Here is a 21,586-nt window from a genome sequence, read left to right on the forward strand (position 1 = left end):
GAGTATTAATATCGGGAATGGTTTGCGCACAAACGCTGAATAATAACCAGAGTGAGAATGGTGTTATTAATAGCACCTCACAAATTACGGGAGTCGATTTGTATCTCGATGTCACCTTGAATGGGAATCCCGTTGGGCTGGTACATTTTGCCTACGATAATGGAAAGCTTTATGCGGGAGCTAATACCCTGAGTAAAATGGGCTTTCGCTTTGCTCCAGACGCCACTAACGCCGTCTGCCTGAACGATATCCCCCAGCTAACCATTGACTACAACGTTCAGTTGCAAACGCTCTCGCTTACTGCGCCACTTAGTTCACTCGATCTTGCAACCATGCAGCTTAACTCGCCTACCGAAACCGCGCCAACGGCAACAACATCACGCGGAGCGCTGCTCAATTATGATATCTATACCCAGCAGGGGGATGAGAGCGCAATAAATACCTTCAGTGAACTTCGCGCCTTCAATGCTGCCGGCGTGCTCAGCACCACCCAGTTGACGCAGTACTCCACCGAGGGATACGCCGATAACAGCTTTGAGCGCCTTGATACCAGCTGGCGTACCTCATTTCCTGATACGATGTTGGCGTTAACCGTTGGCGATACCCTGACAAGCTCACTCATCTGGTCCCGACCAACGCGTATCGGTGGCATTCAGATAGGCACCGATTTTGGTTTACAGCCCTATATGCCAACCACCCCGCTCCCTGCATATCTGGGATCCGCGACGTTGCCATCAAACGTTGAGCTGTACGTGGACGGTGTCAGGTACTACAACGGAGAAGTCCCCGCAGGTAGTTTTCAGATCAACACCATGCCTAACATCAGCGGCGCGGGAACGGGTCAGGTGATGATGACAGACGCGCTGGGCAGAACGAGCGTACAAAATTTCTCGTTCTACAACGATCAACAACTCCTGCGGGAAGGATTAACCGCCTGGTCGGCAGAATTGGGCACGGTACGCGAAAATTATGGTTATTCCTCTTTTGACTATGCCAGCGCACCGGTATTGAGCGCTACGTGGCGTCGCGGGTTTAGCAATACGTTGACCGCCGGGGCTCACGCAGAAACCAGCGATGGACTAATTAACGCAGGCTTCAGTAACGACTGGATCCCGGGAACCCGCAGCGGCACATTTTCGACATCACTTGCCGCAAGTAGCGATTCAGGGCAGAACGGATTTCTGTATAGCTTTGGTTATCGTTGGTCCGGCGAACGGTTTAATTTCAGCACCAGTACCACGGCAACTTCTGGCGATTACCGCGATGTCGCCACCCATTATGGTGAGCCGCCCCCAACGCTTAACAGCAACACGGTCATTGGCTATTCGCTGGAATCTGCCGGAAATGTCAGCCTGAGTTACCTGCAGTTTCGTTATCCACACGAAAATGCGGTGCGCTACGCCAACGCCAGCTGGTTCAAATCCGTTACAGACAACATCTCACTGAATGCCGGACTCAACCAGAACATTGACGATAACCGCGATCGCAGTCTCTATCTGATGGTAACGATTACCACTGATAACAATCTTAGCGCCAGCAGCACGCTACAACGCACCAACGATGAAACCGGCTATCAGCTCAACGCCAGCAAGACGCCGCCTGCCGACGGCGGTTGGGGCTGGAATCTGGCCGCCAGTCAGCAGGCTTCCCGACAAAGTGGCCAGGGAGAAGTAGGATATCTGGGGCGTTATGGTAAAGCGTACGCGGGATTCAGCCGTTTACCAGATAACCATTACGGCTACGCAGGCGCAACCGGATCGCTGGTGACCATGGGAGGGGGCTTGTTTGCAGCAAGGGAAATCAACAATGGTTTTGCCGTCGTCTCAACTGACGGCGTGCCAGATGTTCCAGTCAAATTGCAAAATAACCTGATTGGTCGCAGCGATGACCAGGGACTACTGCTGGTCACGCCGCTCAACAGTTATCAAAAAAACCTGATCAGTATTGACCCGATGGATCTCCCCACCAATATGCGGATCGCACGCGTTGAGACGAATGCCACGCCTGCCGATCGTTCCGGCACTTTGGTTAGTTTTGGCATCACCCCCGTACGCGCCGCGCAGATCCTTCTCGTCGACAATCAGGGTAAGCCAATTCCTGAAGGCAGCATGGCTTACGCCATCAACGGAAAAGGACAGTCGTCTGTCGTTGGTTTTGATGGGATGACCTGGTTCGACACCCTGGAACAGCACAACACGCTGCGCGTTGAGACGGACACCGGTAGTTGTCGCGTGCAATTTGACTATCCTGTGTCAGCAAAGGGGATTGTACAAATAGGCCCGCTGGTTTGTCGCCCACACTAACAGGAGTGCGCTCATGAGGTTAAGACATCTGCTACTCATCGCTGCCGTACTTTTTTGTCCGGCAATTAGCCATGCGGTAACCTGTTCGGTGAGCAATGTGCAACCCATAAATTTAGGTTCGGTCAATCCACTGTCTGCGACAGGCGCAACGTCATCAATGACGTTCAGTTACACCTGCACCAAAGAGCTTGGTGACGCGCTGGCAGGGATCAATCTCTGTTTTAATATTGGCGCCTCGGCCGTCAGTGGCCAGGTGACACCGCGAAATATGTCATTAAGCGGAACGCCTGCCAGAACGCTGGCATACCAGCTTTACCAGGATAGCGGGCGCACCAAAGTCTGGGGCAGCCAGTATCAGTCGGGAACCACTTTTCCCATGGTACAGCTTAACCTGCTGAATCTGACGCCAGTGACGGGTTCACTCACGGTATCGGCGCAGATCGTCACGCCACAAACCGCAGCCGTCCCCGGAAATTATCAGGATAGCTATACGACGGCCACAGCCCTTGTCACTCTCAATCCCGGATTGCTTTTCCCGCCAACAACCTGTGGCGATACGGTTGCCGCCAGGCTGCCTTTCACCGTATCGGCGACCGTAAGCAAACAGTGCAATATCACCTCTGCAACCGATATTAGCTTTGCGCCAGCCAGGGCAACCGGGCGGAACCTTACGGCTTCAAATACCGTGGGCGTAGCATGTTCCAATAACACGCCTTACACCATCGGGCTTCAGCCCTCCAACGGTAATACGGCAGGCAGCGGCGTGATGGCGGGCACGGGGTCAAATACGGATAAAGTCCCCTACCAGCTTAGTTCGACGCCAGGTCCTTCCGGTACGGTCTGGGGCAATACATCACTCAATACCGTCGCGGGCAACGGTACGGGAACAACAACTACCTACCCGGTTTACGCCACCGTCCCCAGCGCGAACTACACGCCAGACAACTATGCCGATACCGTTACCATCGCCGTAACCTACTGACCTCATCTTAACCGCAATAAAGCAAATACATTTTGTTATCAAATTATTTACTTTTAGAGGTGCGTCATAAATCTAACAAATTACGATTTTTATATATTCTGCATATTAAATTACGCACCCTGCAAAACAACCCAGATACAAGCAAAAAAAAGAATAACTATTCAATCGCAAGTTAAAGCCCATACTAATCATGGCGATAATTCGTGCTGGCCGGGCAGGCCCTTCTATGAAAAAAATGTTAAATTTAGGTTTATATGGTGAGATTCACTGTATACCACGGCCAAATTAAGAACATATTACTTTTATAACTAAGGTTTATCATGGATAAGTTATCTTACGCTTCAGATAGCAGCACATCTGCCTGGAATACCTACCTGCAACAAATCGAGCGTGTGGCCCCTTACCTGGGCGAACTTTCCCATTGGGTGGATACCCTGCGCCACCCAAAACGCGCGCTGATTGTCGACATCCCGGTGCAGATGGATGACGGCACTATCCGTCATTTTGAAGGGTATCGCGTGCAACATAACCTCTCCCGCGGGCCGGGCAAAGGCGGTGTGCGTTATCATCCTGATGTTGATCTTAATGAAGTGATGGCCCTGTCCGCATGGATGACCATCAAATGCGCAGCGTTGAACCTGCCGTACGGCGGTGCCAAAGGTGGAGTGCGCGTCGATCCGTTCTCGCTGTCTGAAGGCGAACTGGAGCGTTTAACGCGTCGTTATACCAGCGAAATCGGCATTATCATTGGGCCGCAGAAAGACATTCCTGCGCCGGATGTAGGTACTAACGGAAAAGTCATGGCCTGGATGATGGATACCTACTCCATGAACCACGGCACCACCGTGACCAGCGTGGTCACCGGTAAACCTATTCACCTTGGCGGTTCATTAGGTCGTGATAAAGCCACCGGTCGCGGCGTTTTCGTCAGCGGTCTGGAAGTCGCGCGCCGTGCCAACATCGAAGTTGAAGGTGCTCGCGTTGCAGTGCAAGGTTTTGGTAATGTCGGCAGCGAAGCAGCCCGACTGTTCGCGGCAGCTGGTGCACGCGTAGTCGCGATTCAGGATCACACCGCTACGCTGTTTAACTCCACAGGTATCGACATGACCGCGTTGTCTGCCTGGCAGTTAGAGCACAAACAGATTGCCGGTTTCCCGGGCGCTGAAACCATCGCCAGCGAGGCCTTCTGGAGCCTGGATATGGATATTCTTATTCCGGCCGCGCTCGAGGGTCAGATCACCCGTCACCGTGCGGAAACCTTGACCTGTAAACTGGTACTTGAAGGCGCTAACGGCCCAACCTATCCGGATGCCGATGATGTGCTGGCAAGCCGTGGTATCGTGGTTGTGCCTGACGTGGTCTGTAACGCCGGCGGCGTAACCGTCAGCTACTTCGAATGGGTTCAGGATATGGCAAGCTTCTTCTGGAGTGAAGAAGAGATCAACAATCGCATGGACAAAATTATGACTGATGCGATGGTGCATGTTTGGGAAAAAGCAGCTGAGAAATCCTGCTCCCTGCGTACCGCAGCCTACATCGTTGCCTGCGAACGCATTCTGCTGGCACGAAAAGATCGCGGAATTTATCCGGGCTAACGCCGAAATCGACCATGCCTACAAACCACCTGTTCTGCAGGTGGTTTGTTTTCCATAAAAAATCGTTCAAAAACTTTCCGCACAAATACCGCCCGACCTCTCACTTTCGCTGTTTTATGCACCATGACGTTCCAATACGGAACATTATTATGCTGCTATGTTTCGTATTGAAACGCTCTTCACAGCAATTTTCTTTTGCAAACCCGTGTGCAAAATTACCTTATCGGCAGCGAGCGGTCGCCGTGGCGTTGTACAAACCGATACCCTACATCAGATGCCTGCCCAAATTTGGCAGCCATCCAGGACTGTCTGCGGAGCATAAATAATGAAAAAATTGATCAACCGTGTTGAAGACGTACTGAATGAACAACTCGCCGGACTGGCGAAAGCGTATCCTTCCCTGGCACTGCATCAGGACCCAGTGTATGTCACCCGCGCAGATGCACCGGTGATGGGCAAAGTGGCGCTGCTTTCCGGCGGCGGCAGCGGGCACGAGCCTATGCATTGCGGCTACATTGGTCAGGGCATGCTCTCCGGCGCCTGCCCGGGTGAGATTTTTACCTCCCCCACGCCGGATAAAATGTTCGAATGCGCCATGCAAATTGATGGCGGGGAAGGCGTGCTGCTGATAATCAAAAATTACACCGGCGACATTCTTAATTTCGAAACCGCTACCGAGCTGCTGCACGAAAGCGGCGTCAAAGTCACCACCATGGTGGTGGATGACGATGTGGCGGTGAAAGACAGTTTGTATACCGCCGGACGTCGTGGTGTGGCTAATACCGTATTGATCGAAAAACTGGTCGGCGCGGCCGCCGAACGCGGTGACTCGCTGGAAGCCTGTGCGGCGCTGGGTCGTAAGCTGAATAACCAGGGCCACTCCATTGGCATAGCCATTGGCGCCTGTACCGTTCCGGCAGCCGGACAACCGTCGTTCACGTTACAGGATAACGAGATGGAGTTTGGCGTAGGTATCCACGGGGAACCGGGCATTGACCGCCGCACCTTCACCTCTCTCGATCAGACCGTTGATGAAATGTTCGATACCCTGCTGGAAAACGGTAACTACAACCGTACGCTCCGCCACTGGGACAACGTCCAGGGCGCGTGGCATGAAGGTAAAGAAAGCAAGCGTGCGTTACAAAGTGGCGATCGGGTTATTGCGCTGGTCAATAATCTCGGTGCGACGCCGTTGTCTGAACTCTTCGGCGTGTATAACCGCCTCGAAAGCCGTTGCCAGGATGCAGGCATCGTCATTGAGCGCAACCTGATCGGTTCTTACTGTACCTCTCTGGATATGACCGGCTTCTCCATCACCCTGTTACAGGTGGATGACGAAACGCTGAACTTATGGGATGCACCGGTTCACACCCCTGCTCTCAACTGGGGTAAATAAGGAGATTCATGATGTCCCTCAACAGAACACAGATTGTTAACTGGCTCTATCGCTGCGGTGAAATATTCACCACTGAAAGTGATTTTCTCACCGGACTTGACCGGGAGATCGGCGATGCCGACCACGGTCTGAACATGCATCGTGGTTTCAGCAAAGTCGTTGAAAAGCTGCCGTCCATCGCGGACAAAGACATCGGCTTTATTTTGAAAAACACCGGTATGGTGCTGCTCTCAAGCGTCGGCGGGGCCAGTGGACCGCTGTTTGGCACGTTTTTTATCCGCGCCGCCCAGGTGACTCAGGCTCATCAAAGCCTGACGCTTGAAGAGCTGTATCAAATGATTCGTGATGGCGCAGAAGGTGTGATTAGCCGCGGTAAGGCTGAACCTGGCGATAAAACCATGTGCGATGTCTGGCTGCCGGTAGTGGAGTCTTTACGCCAGTCATGCGAACAGAAGCTGAGCGTCCAGGCAGCTCTGGAAGCGGCAAGCCAACAAGCGGAAGTCGCAGCGCAAAGCACCATCACCATGCAGGCTCGCAAAGGCCGCGCCAGCTATCTAGGTGAGCGCAGCATTGGGCATCAGGATCCCGGCGCAACGTCGGTCATGTTTATGATGCAAATGCTGGCTCAGGCGTCCAGAGAGTAAGGATAAAGCGATGGTAAACCTGGTTATTGTTTCTCACAGCGCCCAACTGGGCGAAGGCGTCGGCGTGCTGGCCCGGCAGATGTTAATGGGTGATGGTTGCAAAATCGCCATTGCCGCAGGCATTGACGATCCTGAGAATCCGATTGGCACCGATCCGATTAAGGTGATGGAAGCCATCGAGTCCGTGGCCGATACGGACCACGTGCTGGTGATGATGGATATCGGTAGTGCATTACTGAGTGCGGAAACCGCGCTGGAACTGCTCGACCCTAACATTGCCGCCAAAGTGCGTTTGTGCGCAGCACCACTGGTTGAAGGCACACTGGCCGCGACGGTTAGCGCCGCCGCAGGTGCTGATATCGATCGGGTCATCCGTGATGCCATGAACGCCCTCGACGCCAAATGTGAACAACTGGGTTTACCTTCGCCATCCGCAGCGAAACCCGCATCCGCAGAACTGTCTCCCGACGCTGATGCCCGTTCTGTTGCCATTGTGGTGAAAAACCCTAACGGCATCCACGTCCGCCCGGCTTCGCGGCTGGTTTCTGCGTTGTCTGGTTTTAACGCCGACATGTGGCTGGAGAAAAACGGCAAGTGTGTGGTCCCTGATAGCCTGAATCAAATAGCCCTGCTGCAGGTACGCTGTAATGACACGCTACGCCTGATTGCTAAGGGCGAACAGGCAGAGGATGCGCTGGCCGCATTTAAACAGTTGGCGGCAGAGAATTTTGGTGAATCGCTCGAGCCCGCGCATACTGATAACAAGGCAACTCTGGCTCCCTCAAAAGTCACGGGGACGGCATTTTGTCACACGCCATTCTCGCCAAAGGTAAACCCGCAGTCCGCCGCATCACTGCAGGCTGAGCAGCAGCGATTACAGACCGCCATCCAAAGTACGCTGAACGATCTGAGCGAACTCACCGCTCTTGCTGAAGAACGATATTCCGCAGATATCGCCGCCATCTTCTCCGGTCACCACACGCTGTTGGACGATCCTGAACTGTTTGAAATGGCCTGCGATGTAATGCGTGAAAAACAATGCAGCGCCGCCTGGGCCTGGCATCAGGTGCTGAGCGATCTCAGCCAGCAGTATTTACAGCTCGATGATCCTTATCTGCAGGCGCGATACATTGATATTGAAGATTTACTGTCTCGTTCACTGCAACATTTGACGGGAGAGAGCGCACAAATTCCCGCGTTCTTGCGCCCCACTATCCTGGTCGCTGATGTCATTTATCCGTCTACGGTACTGCAACTCGATCCGAAGACCATCAAAGGTATCTGCCTGCGGGACGGCAGCGAAGCCTCTCATCCGGCGATTATCGCTCGTGAAATGGGTCTGTGCTGGATGTGTCAGCAAGGCGCTGCTCTCGATAGCATAAAGATGGGCGATACTCTGACCATTGACTGTGTCACACAGCGGATAACCCGCGCAAACTGATACCGAAGTACACCCTTTCCGACAAAGGGTGTGCTTCTTCTCTATTCGCGTCGGGAAATGTCTGTTTGTTCGCAAAATGGGGTGTCGATCACGCGCAACGGTCGATCCTGAACTAAGGTTTTCTCATGGTAAATGCCGCTACTTCGGCACACCGCTAAGGAGATTAACCGATGATAACGCCTGCAACTCGCCATCCAGGCCTGCTTTCTGTTGCAATAAAACTGACTCTCGCCAGTACCTTTTTTGCCCTTTCCTCTTTTGCCGTCAATGCAGAAGACGCGCCAGCCGCTACACCGCAGCCGCCAGATATCCTGCTTGGACCTCTGTTTAACGATGTACAAACGGCTAAACTGTTTCCAGACCAGAAAACCTTTGCTGACGCAGTTCCTAACAGCGATCCTCTCATGATCCTTGCCGATTACCGGATGCAGAAAAATCAGTCCGGATTCGACTTACGCCATTTTGTGGAGGTGAATTTCACCTTGCCGAAAGAAGGCGAGAAATACGTTCCCCCGGCAGGGCAATCATTACGCGAACATATTGACGGACTGTGGCCGGTCCTCACCCGCTCGACAACTGACGCTGAAAAATGGGACTCGCTACTGCCACTTCCAGAGCCGTATGTGGTGCCTGGCGGGCGTTTTCGCGAAATATATTATTGGGACAGCTATTTCACCATGCTGGGGCTTGCCGAAAGCAATCACTGGGATAAGGTCTCGGACATGGTGGCAAACTTCGCTTACGAGATTGACTCCTGGGGACACATTCCTAACGGCAACCGCACCTACTACCTGAGCCGTTCGCAACCGCCGTTCTTTGCCTTTATGGTTGAACTGCTGGCGCAGCACGACGGGAATGACGCGCTGAAAAAATACCTCCCGCAGATGCTCAAAGAGTACAGTTACTGGATGGAAGGTGTCGAAACACTCCAGCCCGGTCAGCAAAATAAGCGTGTGGTTAAACTGGATGACGGTACCATTTTGAACCGCTACTGGGATGACCGCGATACGCCGAGGCCAGAGTCCTGGGTAGAGGATATCGCCACCGCTAAAAGCAACCCAAATCGCCCTGCCACAGAAATCTACCGCGACCTGCGTTCAGCGGCTGCGTCCGGCTGGGATTTTAGCTCCCGCTGGATGGACAATCCTAATCAGCTGGGCACTCTGCGCACCACCAGCATCGTTCCGGTCGATCTCAATGCGTTGATGTACAAAATGGAAAAAATGATCGCCCTCGCCAGCAAGGCTGCCGGTGATGATGCCAAAGCGGCGCAGTACGATGGCTTCGCTAATGCCCGACAAAAAGGGATCGAAAAGTACCTGTGGAACGACAAAGAAGGCTGGTATGCCGACTACGATCTGAAAAGCCATAAAGTACGCAACCAGCTCACGGCTGCCGCCCTGTTCCCGCTGTATGTCAATGCGGCGGCAAAAGATCGCGCCGGTAAAGTCGCCATAGCCACCCAGGCACATCTGCTGCAACCGGGCGGCCTTGCTACCACGTCGGTTAAAAGCGGCCAGCAGTGGGATGCCCCCAACGGCTGGGCCCCGCTCCAGTGGGTCGCAGCATCCGGGTTACAGAATTACGGTCAGGATAACGTTGCGATGGATGTGACCTGGCGATTCCTTACCAATGTGCAGCACACCTACGATCGAGAGAAAAAGCTGGTTGAAAAATATGACGTGAGCACCACCGGCACCGGCGGTGGTGGCGGGGAATATCCATTGCAGGATGGTTTTGGCTGGACCAACGGCGTCACGCTAAAAATGCTTGACCTGATCTGCGCCAAAGAGAAGCCCTGTGACAGCGTACCCGCATCGCGACCAACACCGACAAGTACACCACCAGCCGAGCCTAAAAAACAGACTCAACCGACGCCATAACGTCATTACCTGAGCCGTTTTACTCCCCGAATCCGCGCTTCGTCGCGGATTTTTCTGTCATATTTTTCGCTATTTAAGCTGCCTCTATCCCCTCTAGCCCTTATGGGGTATCCGGTGTTTTCATCCGTGAGAATTTGATTCTGAACATGTTTTTATTCGCTGTATATGTAAATATATAGCGAATTTGTAACCTTCAGGATACTGATAATGGCAATGACAAGACGGATGTTTGCCCAACTCGTGGCATCTGCACTGCTGCTACGCCATCTTCCCGCATTGGCGCAAACGCCGCTAACCGTTGCCGTTGGAGGCTCGCCAGGGCCGAATATAACCCAACGCGTGGTCAGTGCTGGCGCGCCCGCTGACATGTTACTACTGGCTGTTGCGCCAGAAAAAGTGGTGGGTTTTTCCTCCTTTGATTTCTCTCGCCAGACCGCCATCCCGTTTCACGATGATATTCGGAGTTTACCGAAACTGGGCAGGCTGGCGGGCCGCGCCAGCACGCTCTCGCTTGAAGCACTCCTGGCGCTTAAACCTGACCTGGTTATTGACTGCGGTAATGCCGATGAAACCTGGCTTTCTCAGGCCAGACAAGTGAGCGCACAAACTCACATTCCCTGGCTGCTGATTAACGGCGAACTGCGCCATACCCCAGAGCAGTTGCACGCAGCCGGTGAAGCATTGGGCGTCGTCTCGCGTACCGCAATGCAGGCCGCGCTGGCCCGTCGATTTATCGATAATGCAATAGCTTTCTCGCATACAGCTGCGGCGAATCTGCGTTTTTATGCCGCGCGCGGTGCCAGAGGACTGGAGACAGGTTTACAAGGTTCTCTGCATACCGAAGCGGCAGAACTGCTGGGGCTACACAATGTGGCGCACATCCCCGGACGACAGGGGCTCACACAGGTTTCAATGGAAAATCTGCTCAGTTGGCAGCCCGATATTATTTTGGTGCAGGATGCGATGACAGCGCAGCACCTACGAGAAGATCCGGTCTGGCAAGGAGTCAAAGCGGTTGCTGACCGGCGTATTCTGTTTCTCAGCGGTCTGCCGTTTGGCTGGTTGGATGCACCTCCTGGCATCAACCGCTTACTGGGATTACGCCGCCTGCACGCCTGGCTTGATCCGCAGGTTAACGCGAGCTTTAAAGCCGATATGCAGCGCTACAGCGAACTGTTCTGGCATACCACGCTAAGCGATGCACAGTATCAACGTCTGGTGGCAGTCTGATGAAAACATCTACCCTCGGTTTTCTGATGATTGCTGCGGTGGTGCTTTGCGCGAGCGTCGCCGCGGTATCGGGCGCATACCGCCTGGATGCACAACAGGTTGTGAATCTTATTACAGGTACTGATGACGTCCCGATGCAGGACAAAATCGTCTTCTGGCAAATCCGCCTGCCGCGCATTCTGGCCGCATTGCTACTTGGCGCGGCGCTGGCAAGCGCAGGAACCACCTATCAGGGTATGTTCCGCAACCCGCTAGTCTCGCCGGATATCCTCGGCGTGGCGGCGGGTGCCGGTTTAGGTGCCTGTACGGCAATACTTTTCGGATTACCGATCCTGTTCATTCAGCTGTATGCGTTCACCGGCGGTTTATTCGTGGTCGCCGGTGTCTGGTTGATTACCCGGCGAGTTAAGCGTCACGACCCGGTGTTAACGCTGGTGCTGGTCGGGATTGCGCTGGGCACGGTATGCGGCGCGGGAATTTCACTCATCAAAACGCTGGCCGACCCGTATACCCAACTTCCCTCCATCACTTTCTGGCTGCTCGGCGGTTTATCAACGATTACGCTGCACGATCTGTGGTTCTCGGCACCGCTGATCTTGGCAGGACTGGTCCCGCTATTGCTGCTGCGCTGGCGCATGAACCTGCTTACCCTTTCGGATGATGAAGCACGATCGCTTGGCATCAACGTCGCCCGACTACGGCTGGGGCTGATCGTCTGCGCAACGTTAATCACCGCCTGCACCGTCGCCATCGCGGGCATCATCGGCTGGATTGGGCTGGTTGTGCCACATATCGGCCGACTCCTCAGTGGCAATAACCACCAGCAGCTACTGCCGGTTTCCATGGGGGTCGGCGCCATTTTGCTGCTGCTCACCGATACCCTCGCCCGTACGCTGAGCAGCACGGAAATTCCGCTAGGGATCCTGACTGCATTTATTGGCGCACCGTTCTTTTTGCTGCTTTTGCTGCGGGGAAATCGACCATGACGCTATTAATCGTGCGCCGGGCGTCGCTGGGATACCACAGTCAACAGCCCGTGCTACGCGATGTCTCCTTTCAGGTTCCGCCCGGCTCCGTCTGTTGTCTGCTTGGTGCCAACGGTAGCGGAAAAACCACCCTGATGCGCACCATTCTCGGCGTTCTTTCGCCGCTTCACGGTGACATTCTTCTTGATGGCATCGCCATAAATCATCTCAACGATCGGCAACGCGCCGCCGCTATCGCCTGGGTTCCTCAGGCGCATGACGGCGCGTTTGCCTTCACTGCGCTGGACATGGTGATGATGGGGCTGGCCCCGCAACTGGCGGCATTTGCGGTTCCCGGGGCTAAAGAACACGACATTGCTCATCAACAACTGGCGATGCTGGGGATCTCTCACCTGGCGCCCCGGCGCTGGAACACTCTGAGCGGCGGAGAGCGGCAACTGGTATTGATTGCCCGCGCTCTGGCGCAACGTCCGCGCCTTTTGTTGCTGGATGAACCCGCTTCCAGCCTGGATTTTGGGCATCAGATCCGTCTGCTCGACACGCTGGTGACGCTGAAAAATTCGGGTATGGCCCTGCTGATGTCGACGCATCATCCGTTGCACGCCCGGGCAATCGCCGACAGCGTGGTACGCGTTGAACCGAACGGTGAGGTTTCGCAGGGGCTTCCTGAACACCAACTCGCCACCGATCGCCTGGCTGCACTGTATCACGTTACACCGTCACAAATTGCCCGCCACCTCTTTGGCTCTCACAATTAAGGAATAAGAATGCTCATTGACGACATTGATTTTGCCGATCTTTACCGTAAACAGTTACAACTGGCGAACAGAACCGAGAAAAAGCCGGAGCACTGGGATAAACGTGCGGAAAAAATGGCGGAGAATTGCGCCTCATTAACCGACAGCTATTTGCTACAGCTGTTGGGGAAAATCGACCTGCAAGGAGCGGAGTCGCTGTTTGATATGGGCTGCGGTCCCGGTACGGTCTCGCTGGCGCTGGCTAAAAAGATACCAATAATTTACGGCGTAGATTACAGCCAGGGAATGCTGAGCGTTGCTGCCCGCCGTGCTGTGCAAATGAACGCCCGTCACGTACAGTGGGTGCAGCGGGCCTGGGAAGAACACTGGGATGATTTACCCCAGTGCGATATCGCCGTCGCCTCGCGCTCTACGCTGGTTGCCGATATGCGCCAGGCGATGACCAAACTGAATAATCAGGCCCGGCTGCGGGTTTACACCACCCATCTCGTCAGTTCATCTTTCGTTTCCCCCACCATTCAACGTGCGCTGGGCCGCGAGGTGATTGAGCTTCCCAACTATATCTATGCGCTTAATGTCCTGTATCAGATGGGGATCCACGCGCACGTTGATTTTATCCGCGGCCCCAACTGTCAGCAGGACAACAGTACCTGGACGCGCTTTCTGGAAAACGTGCGCTGGTGTATGGGCGAACTAAGCGCCGACGAGGTCGAACGTCTGGAAACCTGGTATCAGCAGCAGGATCCACGCGCGATTGCCCCCGCCAGCCGTGACTGGGCGCTTATCTGGTGGGACAGTGTGCCGCGGGAGGTGCTGCGATGATCTACTTTTCGCAGGCGCAAACCGACGCGCTGCTGCAGGAAGATATTCAGGGCGGCGATCTGACTACCCGCGCGTTGGGAATTGGCGCACAGCCCGGCGTTATGGAGTTTTACCATCGCCAGGGCGGGTGCGTGAGCGGCACCGCTGTTGCCAGACAAATGCTGACGTCATTGGGCATAACCGTCAGCGATATTATGGCCGACGGCGAACGAGCGAGCGCGGGACAGAGAATAATTTGTGCGCACGGAAATGCGGCGGCACTACACCAGGGCTGGAAAGCGGTACAAAACGTTCTGGAGTGGAGCTGCGGAGTTTCGGGCTATCTTGAGAGCATGTTGAGTCAACTGCGCCAAGGCTATCCTGATGGACAGATTGCCTGCACCCGCAAAGCCATTCCCGGCACGCGTTCGTTGGCGACTCAGGCAATACTCGCTGCCGGGGGCATTATTCATCGCGGAGGATGCGCCGAAACGGTGCTGCTGTTCGCTAATCACCGCCGTTTTCTTACCAACCCAAACGACTGGACAAACGCGGTTGCGCGCTTACGCAGCCATGCGCCAGAAAAAAAGATCGTCGTCGAAGCGGATACGCCAGATGAAGCATTAGCCGCGCTACGCGCCACGCCCGATGTTCTGCAACTCGACAAATTCACCCCTGAGCAGGCGACAGACATTGCCCGTCTGGCACCTTCACTGGCCCCTCACTGCACGCTGGCGCTGACTGGCGGCATTACCCTCGCCTCGCTGGCGAGTTATCTCGACTGTGGCATCAGGCTGTTTATCACTTCCGCACCTTATTACGCTCCACCTGCGGATATCAAAGTTAGCCTGAACCCGGACGCACGTGGCATATAACATTAAAAAATGGACTAACAATAATGAATTTCAACAAAAGTTGTCTTTACACAGCCCTGTCGTTTGCTTTCGCGCACAGTGCTTTTGCTGGGCAAGAAAGCGAAACCATCACCGTCTGGTCAAGTCCGGCCTCTGCGGCAACCACTACGGTTCTCGGCCTGGAAACGATCCAACAGTTGGATAAACAAAACGTGGCGCAGGCGCTAAGCGTCGTCCCCGGCGTGGTGCTGCAAAAGTCGGGCAACCGCAATGAGCAGCAGGTGAAAGTGCGCGGTTTTGACAGCCGTCAGGTTCCCGTCTTTTTTGACGGTGTGCCGGTGTACATCCCCTATGACGGCAACCTCGATTTAGGCCGTTTTCTGACATCCGATATCGCTTCAGTTGAAGTATCCAAAGGCTACTCATCTCTGCTACAAGGGCCTAACCAGATGGGCGGTGCCATTAATATCACCACCAAAAAGCCCACCAAACCAATTGAAGGCAGCATCGGTTATCGCCAGGGCTGGAGTCGTAGCAAAGACAACGCTCACGATATGCACGCTTCATTTGGCGCCAGTAACGATCTGGGTTACATTCAGCTCAGCGGCAGCCAGTTGAAGCAGGATTTCCTTGGCTTACCGCACGGCGTGGACAATCCGGTTGCGGGTAGTCACGGCAAGATTGCCAACTCGTCCGCCGATGATAAACGCGGCATCGTGAAGCTGGGCTTTACCCCTCGCGGCGATGATGAATATGTCCTGACCTATATTAATCAGGACGGTGAAAAAGATAACCCACCATATGCCGGAACCAGCAGTCAGAAATCACGCTACTGGCAATGGCCACAGTACGATAAAGAGAGCTATTACTATCAGGGCACCACCCATCTGGGCGATCGTTTCACTCTGAAAAGCCGTCTGTATCGCGATACCTTTGAAAATACGTTGATGATGTACAACTCGCTTGCCGATCTGAAAAACAAAAAAGGCAACTACAGTCATTATTCAGACTATAGCGATGGAGCTGGCCTGCAGCTCGCTGCGGATATGCGTGAAAACGACCTGCTCTCTTTCGCCGTAAACTGGAAGGATGATGTTCACCGCGAGAAAGGCGCACCGAATGCGGCTTACGACCGTTACGAAGACCGCACCTGGTCTGTTGCCAGTGAATATCAGTGGGCGGCGGCGGATAATGTCGATGTAGTGGCGGGAATAAGCTATGACTGGCGCGACAGTCTGGAAGGCATGAAGCACGAAAAAAATGGTAGCGTCACCCACTATGATGACAACAATCAGTCGGCCTTCAACTGGCAGATGATGACCAAATATCACTTCGAAAATGCAGACACATTAGCGCTGTCCTATTCTGACAGAACGCGTTTCCCTACGTTGAAAGAACGCTACACGACCTCAAAACCGGCCTATAACCAGGTGGCGCTGGTCAATCCGCAGCTTAAACCTGAACGCGCCCGCAGCGTGGATCTGACCTGGAATGGGTCACTTAGTCAGAACTGGGGATTCGAAGCCAGCGTGTATTACAACCGCATCAGCGACGCCATCCTTTCACACAATATTGATGCCGACACCATTCAGAATCAGAACAGCGGCCGGGTGGATTACACCGGTCTGGATGCAGGCGTTAAAGGTAAAGTCTTTGATATACTGGATGTCGGTCTGAGCTACGGCCTTATTCATGCAGACGTCAAACGCAGCGACATCGGCAAGATTACCGACCTGCCAACGCAAACCCTGACTGCCTGGATGACGCTGAAGCCATGGGATCCGCTCAGCATTACGCTGTCAGAAGAGGCCCGTTCGCCGAGCTATAGCAATAGCGACGGCTCACAGAAAGCCGCTGGTTTCGCCATTACCCATTTACGCGCTGACTACGCCATCGGTCACGGATTCAGCGTTAACGCGTCGGTCAATAACCTGTTCGATACGCAGTACGTTTATAGTGAAGGATTTATTGAAGAAGGCCGTAATTACTGGGCGGGGATTGAGTATCAGTTCTGACTTAGCAATACAGAGAAACGGCCCCCGCGGGGGCCGTTCGATTAATCTCGCCGCACCAGTCGGAAGACACCCAGCACAACAATCGCGCCGACCACGGCCACCAGGAAGCTGTGGAGATTAAACCCGCTGACATCGCCACCGATACCAAGTCGTTGCCAGCCATCCACCGACCACAGCACCGACAACACCGAGAATACAGGTCAGGATAAATCCACCGCCATCGCGCCCCGGCATAATCAGTTTGGCGATAACCCCCGCAATCAGACCAAAAATAATCCAGGCAATAATTCCCATTTTCAGGCCCTCTTTCCAGTGAACGCACGCGCAAGACATTCTTGCGCCAGCCTTTAAAGTATAGGCAAACCATCGCTATATGCTGTTTTCACGCAGACTTAATTCATTGGCGTTGGTAAAAAATTTCATCCATTTGTATTAAGTTCCGTTGATTGATGCCGATAATCCAACGACAAACCAGGCATCCGGGAGTCATTAGGTGTGAGTAACTACAATGAGCAGTTCCTGAAGCAAAATCCGTTAGCGGTGTTAGGTGTACTTCGGGACTTAAAATCGCAGCAGGTTCCACTGCGTATCTCCTGGTCGGGCGGCCAGTTCATCAGTAAAGTTCTGGCCGTCAGCCCGGACGAGCTGGTCATGGATTTTGGTAGCCAGGAATATGAAAACCAGGCCGTACAGCGGGCCAGTCAGATCTCGATTATCGCCGAAACGCAGGGAGCCAAAGTAGAATTCACCCTGCCACAGTTAAAAAAAGGTGAGTATCAGCAACTGCCAGCGTTTATTTCATCCTTGCCGCCTTCCCTGTGGTTTGTTCAGCGTCGGGAATATTTCCGCATCGGCGCTCCGCTGCATCCTCCCTATCGCTGCACGGCAAAAATGCCGGACAACAGCACGCTGTGCTTTCGCTTATTCGATTTGTCGCTTGGCGGTATGGGCGGGCTGTTAGAAACGGCAAAACCAGAAGGACTGGTAGAAGGTATACGCTTCGCGCAGGTTGAACTGAACATGGAACAATGGGGGGTGTATCACGTTGACGCCCAGCTTATTTCCATTAGCGAACGCAAAGTTATCGACAGTAAAAACGAAACCATTACCACTCCCCGCCTGAGCTTTCGTTTTCTCAACGTCGGCCCGGCGGTGGAGCGGAACTTACAGCGGATTATTTTTTCCCTTGAGCGCGAGGCCCGGGAAAAGTCGAACAAAGTGCGCGATTAACATCACCTGAATTACATTACATCCAGCGCTTGCTGAAGCTTCCAGATATAGCGCGGAGCTTGCGGCGCCGGATGATTGTCCGCAACATGTTCAATAAATTCATCCGGGCTGAGATCGTTGATCTTATTGATGGCTTTCTTCCTGTCGGAAGAGAACGTTCGCAGCAATGCTCCCGCTCCGTTAGCGTACGATACTACCAGCGCATACTGCATCACCTGCGGATCCTCGATCCCTGCCAGCGGCCCGGTCTCCAGAATACTCAGGTATGCGGCCCCCATGGAGATATTGCGTTCGGGGTTTTTCAACTCGCTGGTCGACGGCTCTCCGCTCCATCCCATGCGACGATAAACATCGCGGCCTGAAGTCGAGGCTTTTAACTGCATCAGACCAATCGCATTAGACTTACTGACCGCATTCGGATTACCGCCTGATTCAATGGCAATAATAGCAGTAATCAATTGTGGACTGACACCCCAGGCCGCACCGGCTTTTTCACTGATCGGCATCCATTGCATTGCGCGTTTAACCGGAACTTCAGCATTCCACGGCGGGTTTTTGTAATCATGTTTTGAACTACAGCCCGCAAGTAATACAACCAAAAAAGCAAACCATCTCAATTTCACGTCATCTATCCTTATAGCCGGAACCTGTCGCTGAGGTGACAACGACATACCTACGCGGCATGATATACATTTGGTTTTAGTTGTAGCAAGGAAATGCCATGTCCCGGTTTCACTTAATTGCCCCGTCGGGCTACTGTATCAATCAGCAGGCTGCGTTACGTGGGCTTGCACGTCTTACTGAGGCCGGTCATCAGGTCGATAATTCAGCGGTCATTGCGCGCCGCTGCCAGCGTTTTGCGGGTACAGAGGCAGAAAGGCTTGCTGATGTGAACTCGCTCGTTAATCTGAAAACCCCCAATACCATTGTGATGGCGGTACGTGGCGGCTATGGCGCGAGCCGTTTACTGGAAGATATTGACTGGCAAGGGCTGGCAGCCCGCCAGCAACAAGATCCGCTGCTGCTGTGCGGGCACAGCGATTTTACGGCGATCCAGTGTGGTCTACTGGCTCAAGGGAATGTGATTAGCTTCAGCGGCCCGATGCTGGCGGCCAACTTCGGTGCCGAGGAGATGAACACATTCACCGAGCACCATTTCTGGCAAGCATTGCGTAATGCCCAATTTACCCTCGAATGGCAGGGTGACGGTCCGCAGTGCGCGACTGAAGGTACACTGTGGGGCGGAAATCTGGCGATGATCATTTCGCTGATGGGTACACCGTGGATGCCGGCCATCAAAAACGGCATTTTGGTGCTGGAAGACATTAACGAGCATCCATTCCGTGTCGAGCGCATGCTGCTGCAACTGTACCACGCGGGAATACTGGCCCAGCAAAACGCCATTATCCTCGGCAGTTTTAGCGGCAGCGCGCCGAATGATTACGACGCTGGTTACAATCTTGATTCAGTTTGTGATTTTCTGCGCACCAGGCTGTCCGTTCCGTTGATCGGCGGCCTCGATTTTGGCCATGAACAACGCACCGTCACCCTGCCGCTGGGAGCCAAAGCGGTGCTGAAAAACGATAAAAACAGCACTCAGCTCACCTTAAGTGGGCATCCGGTACTAAAATCGTAAAAAAAGCGGCTAATGGGGCTAAGTAAAACGCTGTTTCTGTCGTTATTATGGTAGGGTTTATTAATACGAAACATCGTAATTCAGGAGTAACCGAACGTTGGATGCCGCAGCAATTATTAGCCTTTTTATTTTGGGTTCCGTTCTCGTCACCTGCAGTATCTTACTCAGTTCATTCTCATCACGTCTCGGTATCCCAATTCTGGTGATATTTCTCGCTATCGGTATGTTAGCGGGTGTGGATGGTATTGGCGGCATACCTTTCGATAACTATCCTTTCGCCTACATGGTGAGCAACCTGGCACTGGCGGTTATCCTACTCGACGGTGGCATGCGCACTCAGGCCAGCTCTTTTCGCGTTGCGTTAGGCCCGGCGCTATCGTTGGCGACGGTCGGTGTGCTGATTACTTCCGGACTCACTGGCATGATGGCCGCGTGGCTGTTTCATCTGGATCTTATCGAAGGGCTGCTGATTGGCGCGATTGTTGGTTCAACTGACGCCGCGGCGGTCTTTTCCCTGCTTGGCGGTAAGGGACTTAACGAACGCGTTGGCTCTACGCTGGAAATTGAATCCGGTAGTAATGACCCGATGGCCGTGTTTTTGACCATCACACTCATCGCCATGATCCAAAATCACGAGACCGGCTTAAGCTGGATGTTCGCGGTGCACATTATCCAGCAGTTTGGCTTAGGAATCGCTATCGGTCTTGGCGGTGGATATATGCTCCAGCAGATGATTAACCGCATTTCTCTGCCTGCCGGACTGTATCCACTCTTGGCGTTAAGCGGTGGGATCCTGATTTTTGCCCTGACCACTGCGCTGGAAGGCAGCGGTATTCTGGCGGTTTATCTGTGTGGTTTCCTGCTGGGGAATCGCCCCATCCGCAACCGATTTGGTATCCTGCAAAACTTCGACGGTCTGGCCTGGCTGGCGCAAATCGCCATGTTCCTGGTGCTTGGACTGCTGGTTACGCCGTCCGACCTGCTGCCTATCGCAATCCCTGCGCTGATTTTGTCTGCGTGGATGATATTCATTGCCCGCCCGCTTTCGGTCTTCGCCGGACTGCTGCCGTTTCGTGGCTTTAATCTGCGCGAGCGTATTTTCATCAGTTGGGTGGGTTTGCGCGGCGCGGTGCCGATCATCCTCGCCGTCTTCCCAATGATGGCGGGCCTGGAGAACGCGCGCCTGTTCTTTAACGTCGCCTTCTTCGTGGTACTGATCTCGTTGCTGTTTCAGGGAACGTCACTTTCATGGGCCGCGAAAAAAGCCAAGGTGGTGGTCCCTCCCGTCGGCTGGCCCGTTTCGCGCATTGGTCTCGATATTCACCCAGATAACCCGTGGGAGCAGTTTGTTTATCAGCTCAGCGCAGATAAGTGGTGTGTGGGTGCCGCGCTGCGCGACCTGCATATGCCGGAAGAAACGCGAATAGCCGCCCTGTTTCGTGACAACGTGCTGTTTCACCCCTCCGGCAGCACGCGTCTGCGCGAAGGCGACGTATTGTGTGTTATTGGTCGCGAGCGCGATCTCCCAGCTCTCGGCAAGCTATTCAGCCAGTCGCCACCGGTGTCGTTAGACCAGCGCTTCTTCGGTGATTTTATTCTGGAAGCCAGCGCGAAATATGCCGATGTGGCGCTGATTTATGGCCTGGATGATGGCACAGAGTATCGTGATAAGCAGCAAACGCTGGGTGAAATTGTCCAGCATCTGCTTGGTGCCGCGCCGGTCGTCGGTGACCAGGTGGAATTCGCTGGCATGATCTGGACGGTGGCCGAGAAGGAAGATAATGCAGTGCTGAAGGTCGGTGTTCGCGTTGCTGAAGACGAGGATGAGTAAA

17 protein-coding genes and 1 pseudogene are annotated in these 21,586 nt (G+C 53.9%); 16 read left to right on the top strand and 2 right to left on the bottom strand.

Going from position 1 to position 21,586, the window contains the following annotated elements:
* Positions 1–17: 17 nt before the first annotated feature.
* The 13 genes from E6P06_RS16625 to E6P06_RS16685 all read left to right on the top strand — a co-directional run bounded on the left by E6P06_RS16625 (position 18) and on the right by E6P06_RS16685 (position 16,888).
* Positions 18–2,303: a fimbria/pilus outer membrane usher protein gene (locus tag E6P06_RS16625; protein ID WP_139935465.1), complete on the top strand. Its 2,286-nt coding sequence runs from the start codon at positions 18–20 to the stop codon at positions 2,301–2,303.
* 13 nt (positions 2,304–2,316) lie between these two features.
* A complete protein-coding gene (locus E6P06_RS16630) occupies positions 2,317–3,285 on the top strand; it encodes a spore coat protein U domain-containing protein (RefSeq protein WP_008322599.1) in 969 nt (322 codons plus the stop codon).
* 320 nt (positions 3,286–3,605) lie between these two features.
* Positions 3,606–4,880, top strand: coding sequence for a Glu/Leu/Phe/Val dehydrogenase (locus E6P06_RS16635; RefSeq protein ID WP_003841543.1), 1,275 nt, complete (start codon positions 3,606–3,608; stop codon positions 4,878–4,880).
* A 325-nt stretch (positions 4,881–5,205) separates the two neighbouring features.
* Positions 5,206–6,276 (top strand): dihydroxyacetone kinase subunit DhaK, encoded by a 1,071-nt coding sequence (gene dhaK, locus E6P06_RS16640; RefSeq protein WP_139935466.1) that lies wholly within the window; start codon positions 5,206–5,208, stop codon positions 6,274–6,276.
* An 11-nt stretch (positions 6,277–6,287) separates the two neighbouring features.
* Positions 6,288–6,920, top strand: a complete 633-nt coding sequence (gene dhaL, locus E6P06_RS16645; RefSeq protein ID WP_003020881.1) for a dihydroxyacetone kinase subunit DhaL — start codon at positions 6,288–6,290, stop codon at positions 6,918–6,920.
* A gap of 10 nt (positions 6,921–6,930) precedes the next feature.
* On the top strand, positions 6,931–8,361 hold the full coding sequence (gene dhaM, locus E6P06_RS16650; protein WP_048217891.1) for a dihydroxyacetone kinase phosphoryl donor subunit DhaM: 1,431 nt from the start codon (positions 6,931–6,933) through the stop codon (positions 8,359–8,361).
* A gap of 170 nt (positions 8,362–8,531) precedes the next feature.
* The gene (locus tag E6P06_RS16655; RefSeq protein ID WP_088902195.1) at positions 8,532–10,244 is read left to right on the top strand and encodes an alpha,alpha-trehalase; all 1,713 of its coding nucleotides are present in this window, start codon (positions 8,532–8,534) and stop codon (positions 10,242–10,244) included.
* A 207-nt stretch (positions 10,245–10,451) separates the two neighbouring features.
* Positions 10,452–11,474, top strand: a complete 1,023-nt coding sequence (locus E6P06_RS16660; RefSeq protein ID WP_139935467.1) for an ABC transporter substrate-binding protein — start codon at positions 10,452–10,454, stop codon at positions 11,472–11,474.
* Between the two features lie 26 nt (positions 11,475–11,500).
* Complete coding sequence (locus tag E6P06_RS16665) at positions 11,501–12,460, top strand: FecCD family ABC transporter permease (protein WP_369726993.1); 960 nt, start codon at positions 11,501–11,503, stop codon at positions 12,458–12,460.
* Positions 12,457–13,218, top strand: a complete 762-nt coding sequence (locus E6P06_RS16670) for an ABC transporter ATP-binding protein (protein WP_139935468.1) — start codon at positions 12,457–12,459, stop codon at positions 13,216–13,218. Before E6P06_RS16665 ends, E6P06_RS16670 begins: the two co-directional genes overlap by 4 nt.
* Positions 13,219–13,227: 9 nt before the next feature.
* A complete protein-coding gene (locus E6P06_RS16675; protein ID WP_139935469.1) occupies positions 13,228–14,040 on the top strand; it encodes a class I SAM-dependent methyltransferase in 813 nt (270 codons plus the stop codon).
* Positions 14,037–14,894 carry a ModD protein gene (gene modD, locus E6P06_RS16680; protein WP_058842367.1) on the top strand — a complete coding sequence of 286 codons (858 nt, stop codon included), beginning with the start codon at positions 14,037–14,039 and terminating at the stop codon, positions 14,892–14,894. The genes E6P06_RS16675 and modD overlap by 4 nt, the downstream gene beginning before the upstream one ends.
* A 23-nt stretch (positions 14,895–14,917) precedes the next feature.
* On the top strand, positions 14,918–16,888 hold the full coding sequence (locus E6P06_RS16685; RefSeq protein ID WP_139935470.1) for a TonB-dependent siderophore receptor: 1,971 nt from the start codon (positions 14,918–14,920) through the stop codon (positions 16,886–16,888).
* Between the two features lie 41 nt (positions 16,889–16,929).
* On the opposite strand, the pseudogene E6P06_RS16690 reads toward E6P06_RS16685, so the two are convergent.
* Positions 16,930–17,182 (bottom strand): annotated as a pseudogene (locus E6P06_RS16690) (GlsB/YeaQ/YmgE family stress response membrane protein).
* A 201-nt stretch (positions 17,183–17,383) separates the two neighbouring features.
* On the opposite strand from E6P06_RS16690, the gene E6P06_RS16695 reads away from it, so the two are divergent.
* Entirely contained in the window at positions 17,384–18,118 is a 735-nt protein-coding gene (locus E6P06_RS16695) for a flagellar brake protein (protein WP_003020911.1), read from the top strand.
* An 11-nt stretch (positions 18,119–18,129) separates the two neighbouring features.
* Here the strand turns inward: E6P06_RS16695 and emtA are convergent, their stop codons facing one another.
* Positions 18,130–18,741: a membrane-bound lytic murein transglycosylase EmtA gene (gene emtA / locus E6P06_RS16700; RefSeq protein WP_003020914.1), complete on the bottom strand. Its 612-nt coding sequence runs from the start codon at positions 18,739–18,741 to the stop codon at positions 18,130–18,132.
* 98 nt (positions 18,742–18,839) lie between these two features.
* On the opposite strand from emtA, the gene ldcA reads away from it, so the two are divergent.
* Positions 18,840–19,754, top strand: coding sequence for a muramoyltetrapeptide carboxypeptidase (gene ldcA / locus E6P06_RS16705; RefSeq protein WP_003020916.1), 915 nt, complete (start codon positions 18,840–18,842; stop codon positions 19,752–19,754).
* A 97-nt stretch (positions 19,755–19,851) separates the two neighbouring features.
* Complete coding sequence (locus E6P06_RS16710) at positions 19,852–21,585, top strand: potassium/proton antiporter (protein WP_003844057.1); 1,734 nt, start codon at positions 19,852–19,854, stop codon at positions 21,583–21,585.
* Position 21,586 lies beyond the last annotated feature (1 nt).

The sequence above is a fragment of the Citrobacter sp. CF971 genome (assembly GCF_006385635.1).
Lineage (GTDB): Bacteria > Pseudomonadota > Gammaproteobacteria > Enterobacterales > Enterobacteriaceae > Citrobacter > Citrobacter freundii.

Coding starts and splice junctions, on each gene's coding strand:
- E6P06_RS16635 (WP_003841543.1), top strand. CDS start 3,606: ATGGATAAGTTATCTTACGCTTCAGATAGCAGCACATCTGCCTGGAAT.
- E6P06_RS16630 (WP_008322599.1), top strand. CDS start 2,317: ATGAGGTTAAGACATCTGCTACTCATCGCTGCCGTACTTTTTTGTCCG.
- ldcA (WP_003020916.1), top strand. CDS start 18,840: ATGTCCCGGTTTCACTTAATTGCCCCGTCGGGCTACTGTATCAATCAG.
- dhaK (WP_139935466.1), top strand. CDS start 5,206: ATGAAAAAATTGATCAACCGTGTTGAAGACGTACTGAATGAACAACTC.
- E6P06_RS16675 (WP_139935469.1), top strand. CDS start 13,228: ATGCTCATTGACGACATTGATTTTGCCGATCTTTACCGTAAACAGTTA.
- E6P06_RS16665 (WP_369726993.1), top strand. CDS start 11,501: ATGATTGCTGCGGTGGTGCTTTGCGCGAGCGTCGCCGCGGTATCGGGC.
- modD (WP_058842367.1), top strand. CDS start 14,037: ATGATCTACTTTTCGCAGGCGCAAACCGACGCGCTGCTGCAGGAAGAT.
- E6P06_RS16670 (WP_139935468.1), top strand. CDS start 12,457: ATGACGCTATTAATCGTGCGCCGGGCGTCGCTGGGATACCACAGTCAA.
- E6P06_RS16625 (WP_139935465.1), top strand. CDS start 18: ATGGTTTGCGCACAAACGCTGAATAATAACCAGAGTGAGAATGGTGTT.
- E6P06_RS16685 (WP_139935470.1), top strand. CDS start 14,918: ATGAATTTCAACAAAAGTTGTCTTTACACAGCCCTGTCGTTTGCTTTC.
- dhaL (WP_003020881.1), top strand. CDS start 6,288: ATGTCCCTCAACAGAACACAGATTGTTAACTGGCTCTATCGCTGCGGT.
- dhaM (WP_048217891.1), top strand. CDS start 6,931: ATGGTAAACCTGGTTATTGTTTCTCACAGCGCCCAACTGGGCGAAGGC.
- E6P06_RS16655 (WP_088902195.1), top strand. CDS start 8,532: ATGATAACGCCTGCAACTCGCCATCCAGGCCTGCTTTCTGTTGCAATA.
- E6P06_RS16660 (WP_139935467.1), top strand. CDS start 10,452: ATGGCAATGACAAGACGGATGTTTGCCCAACTCGTGGCATCTGCACTG.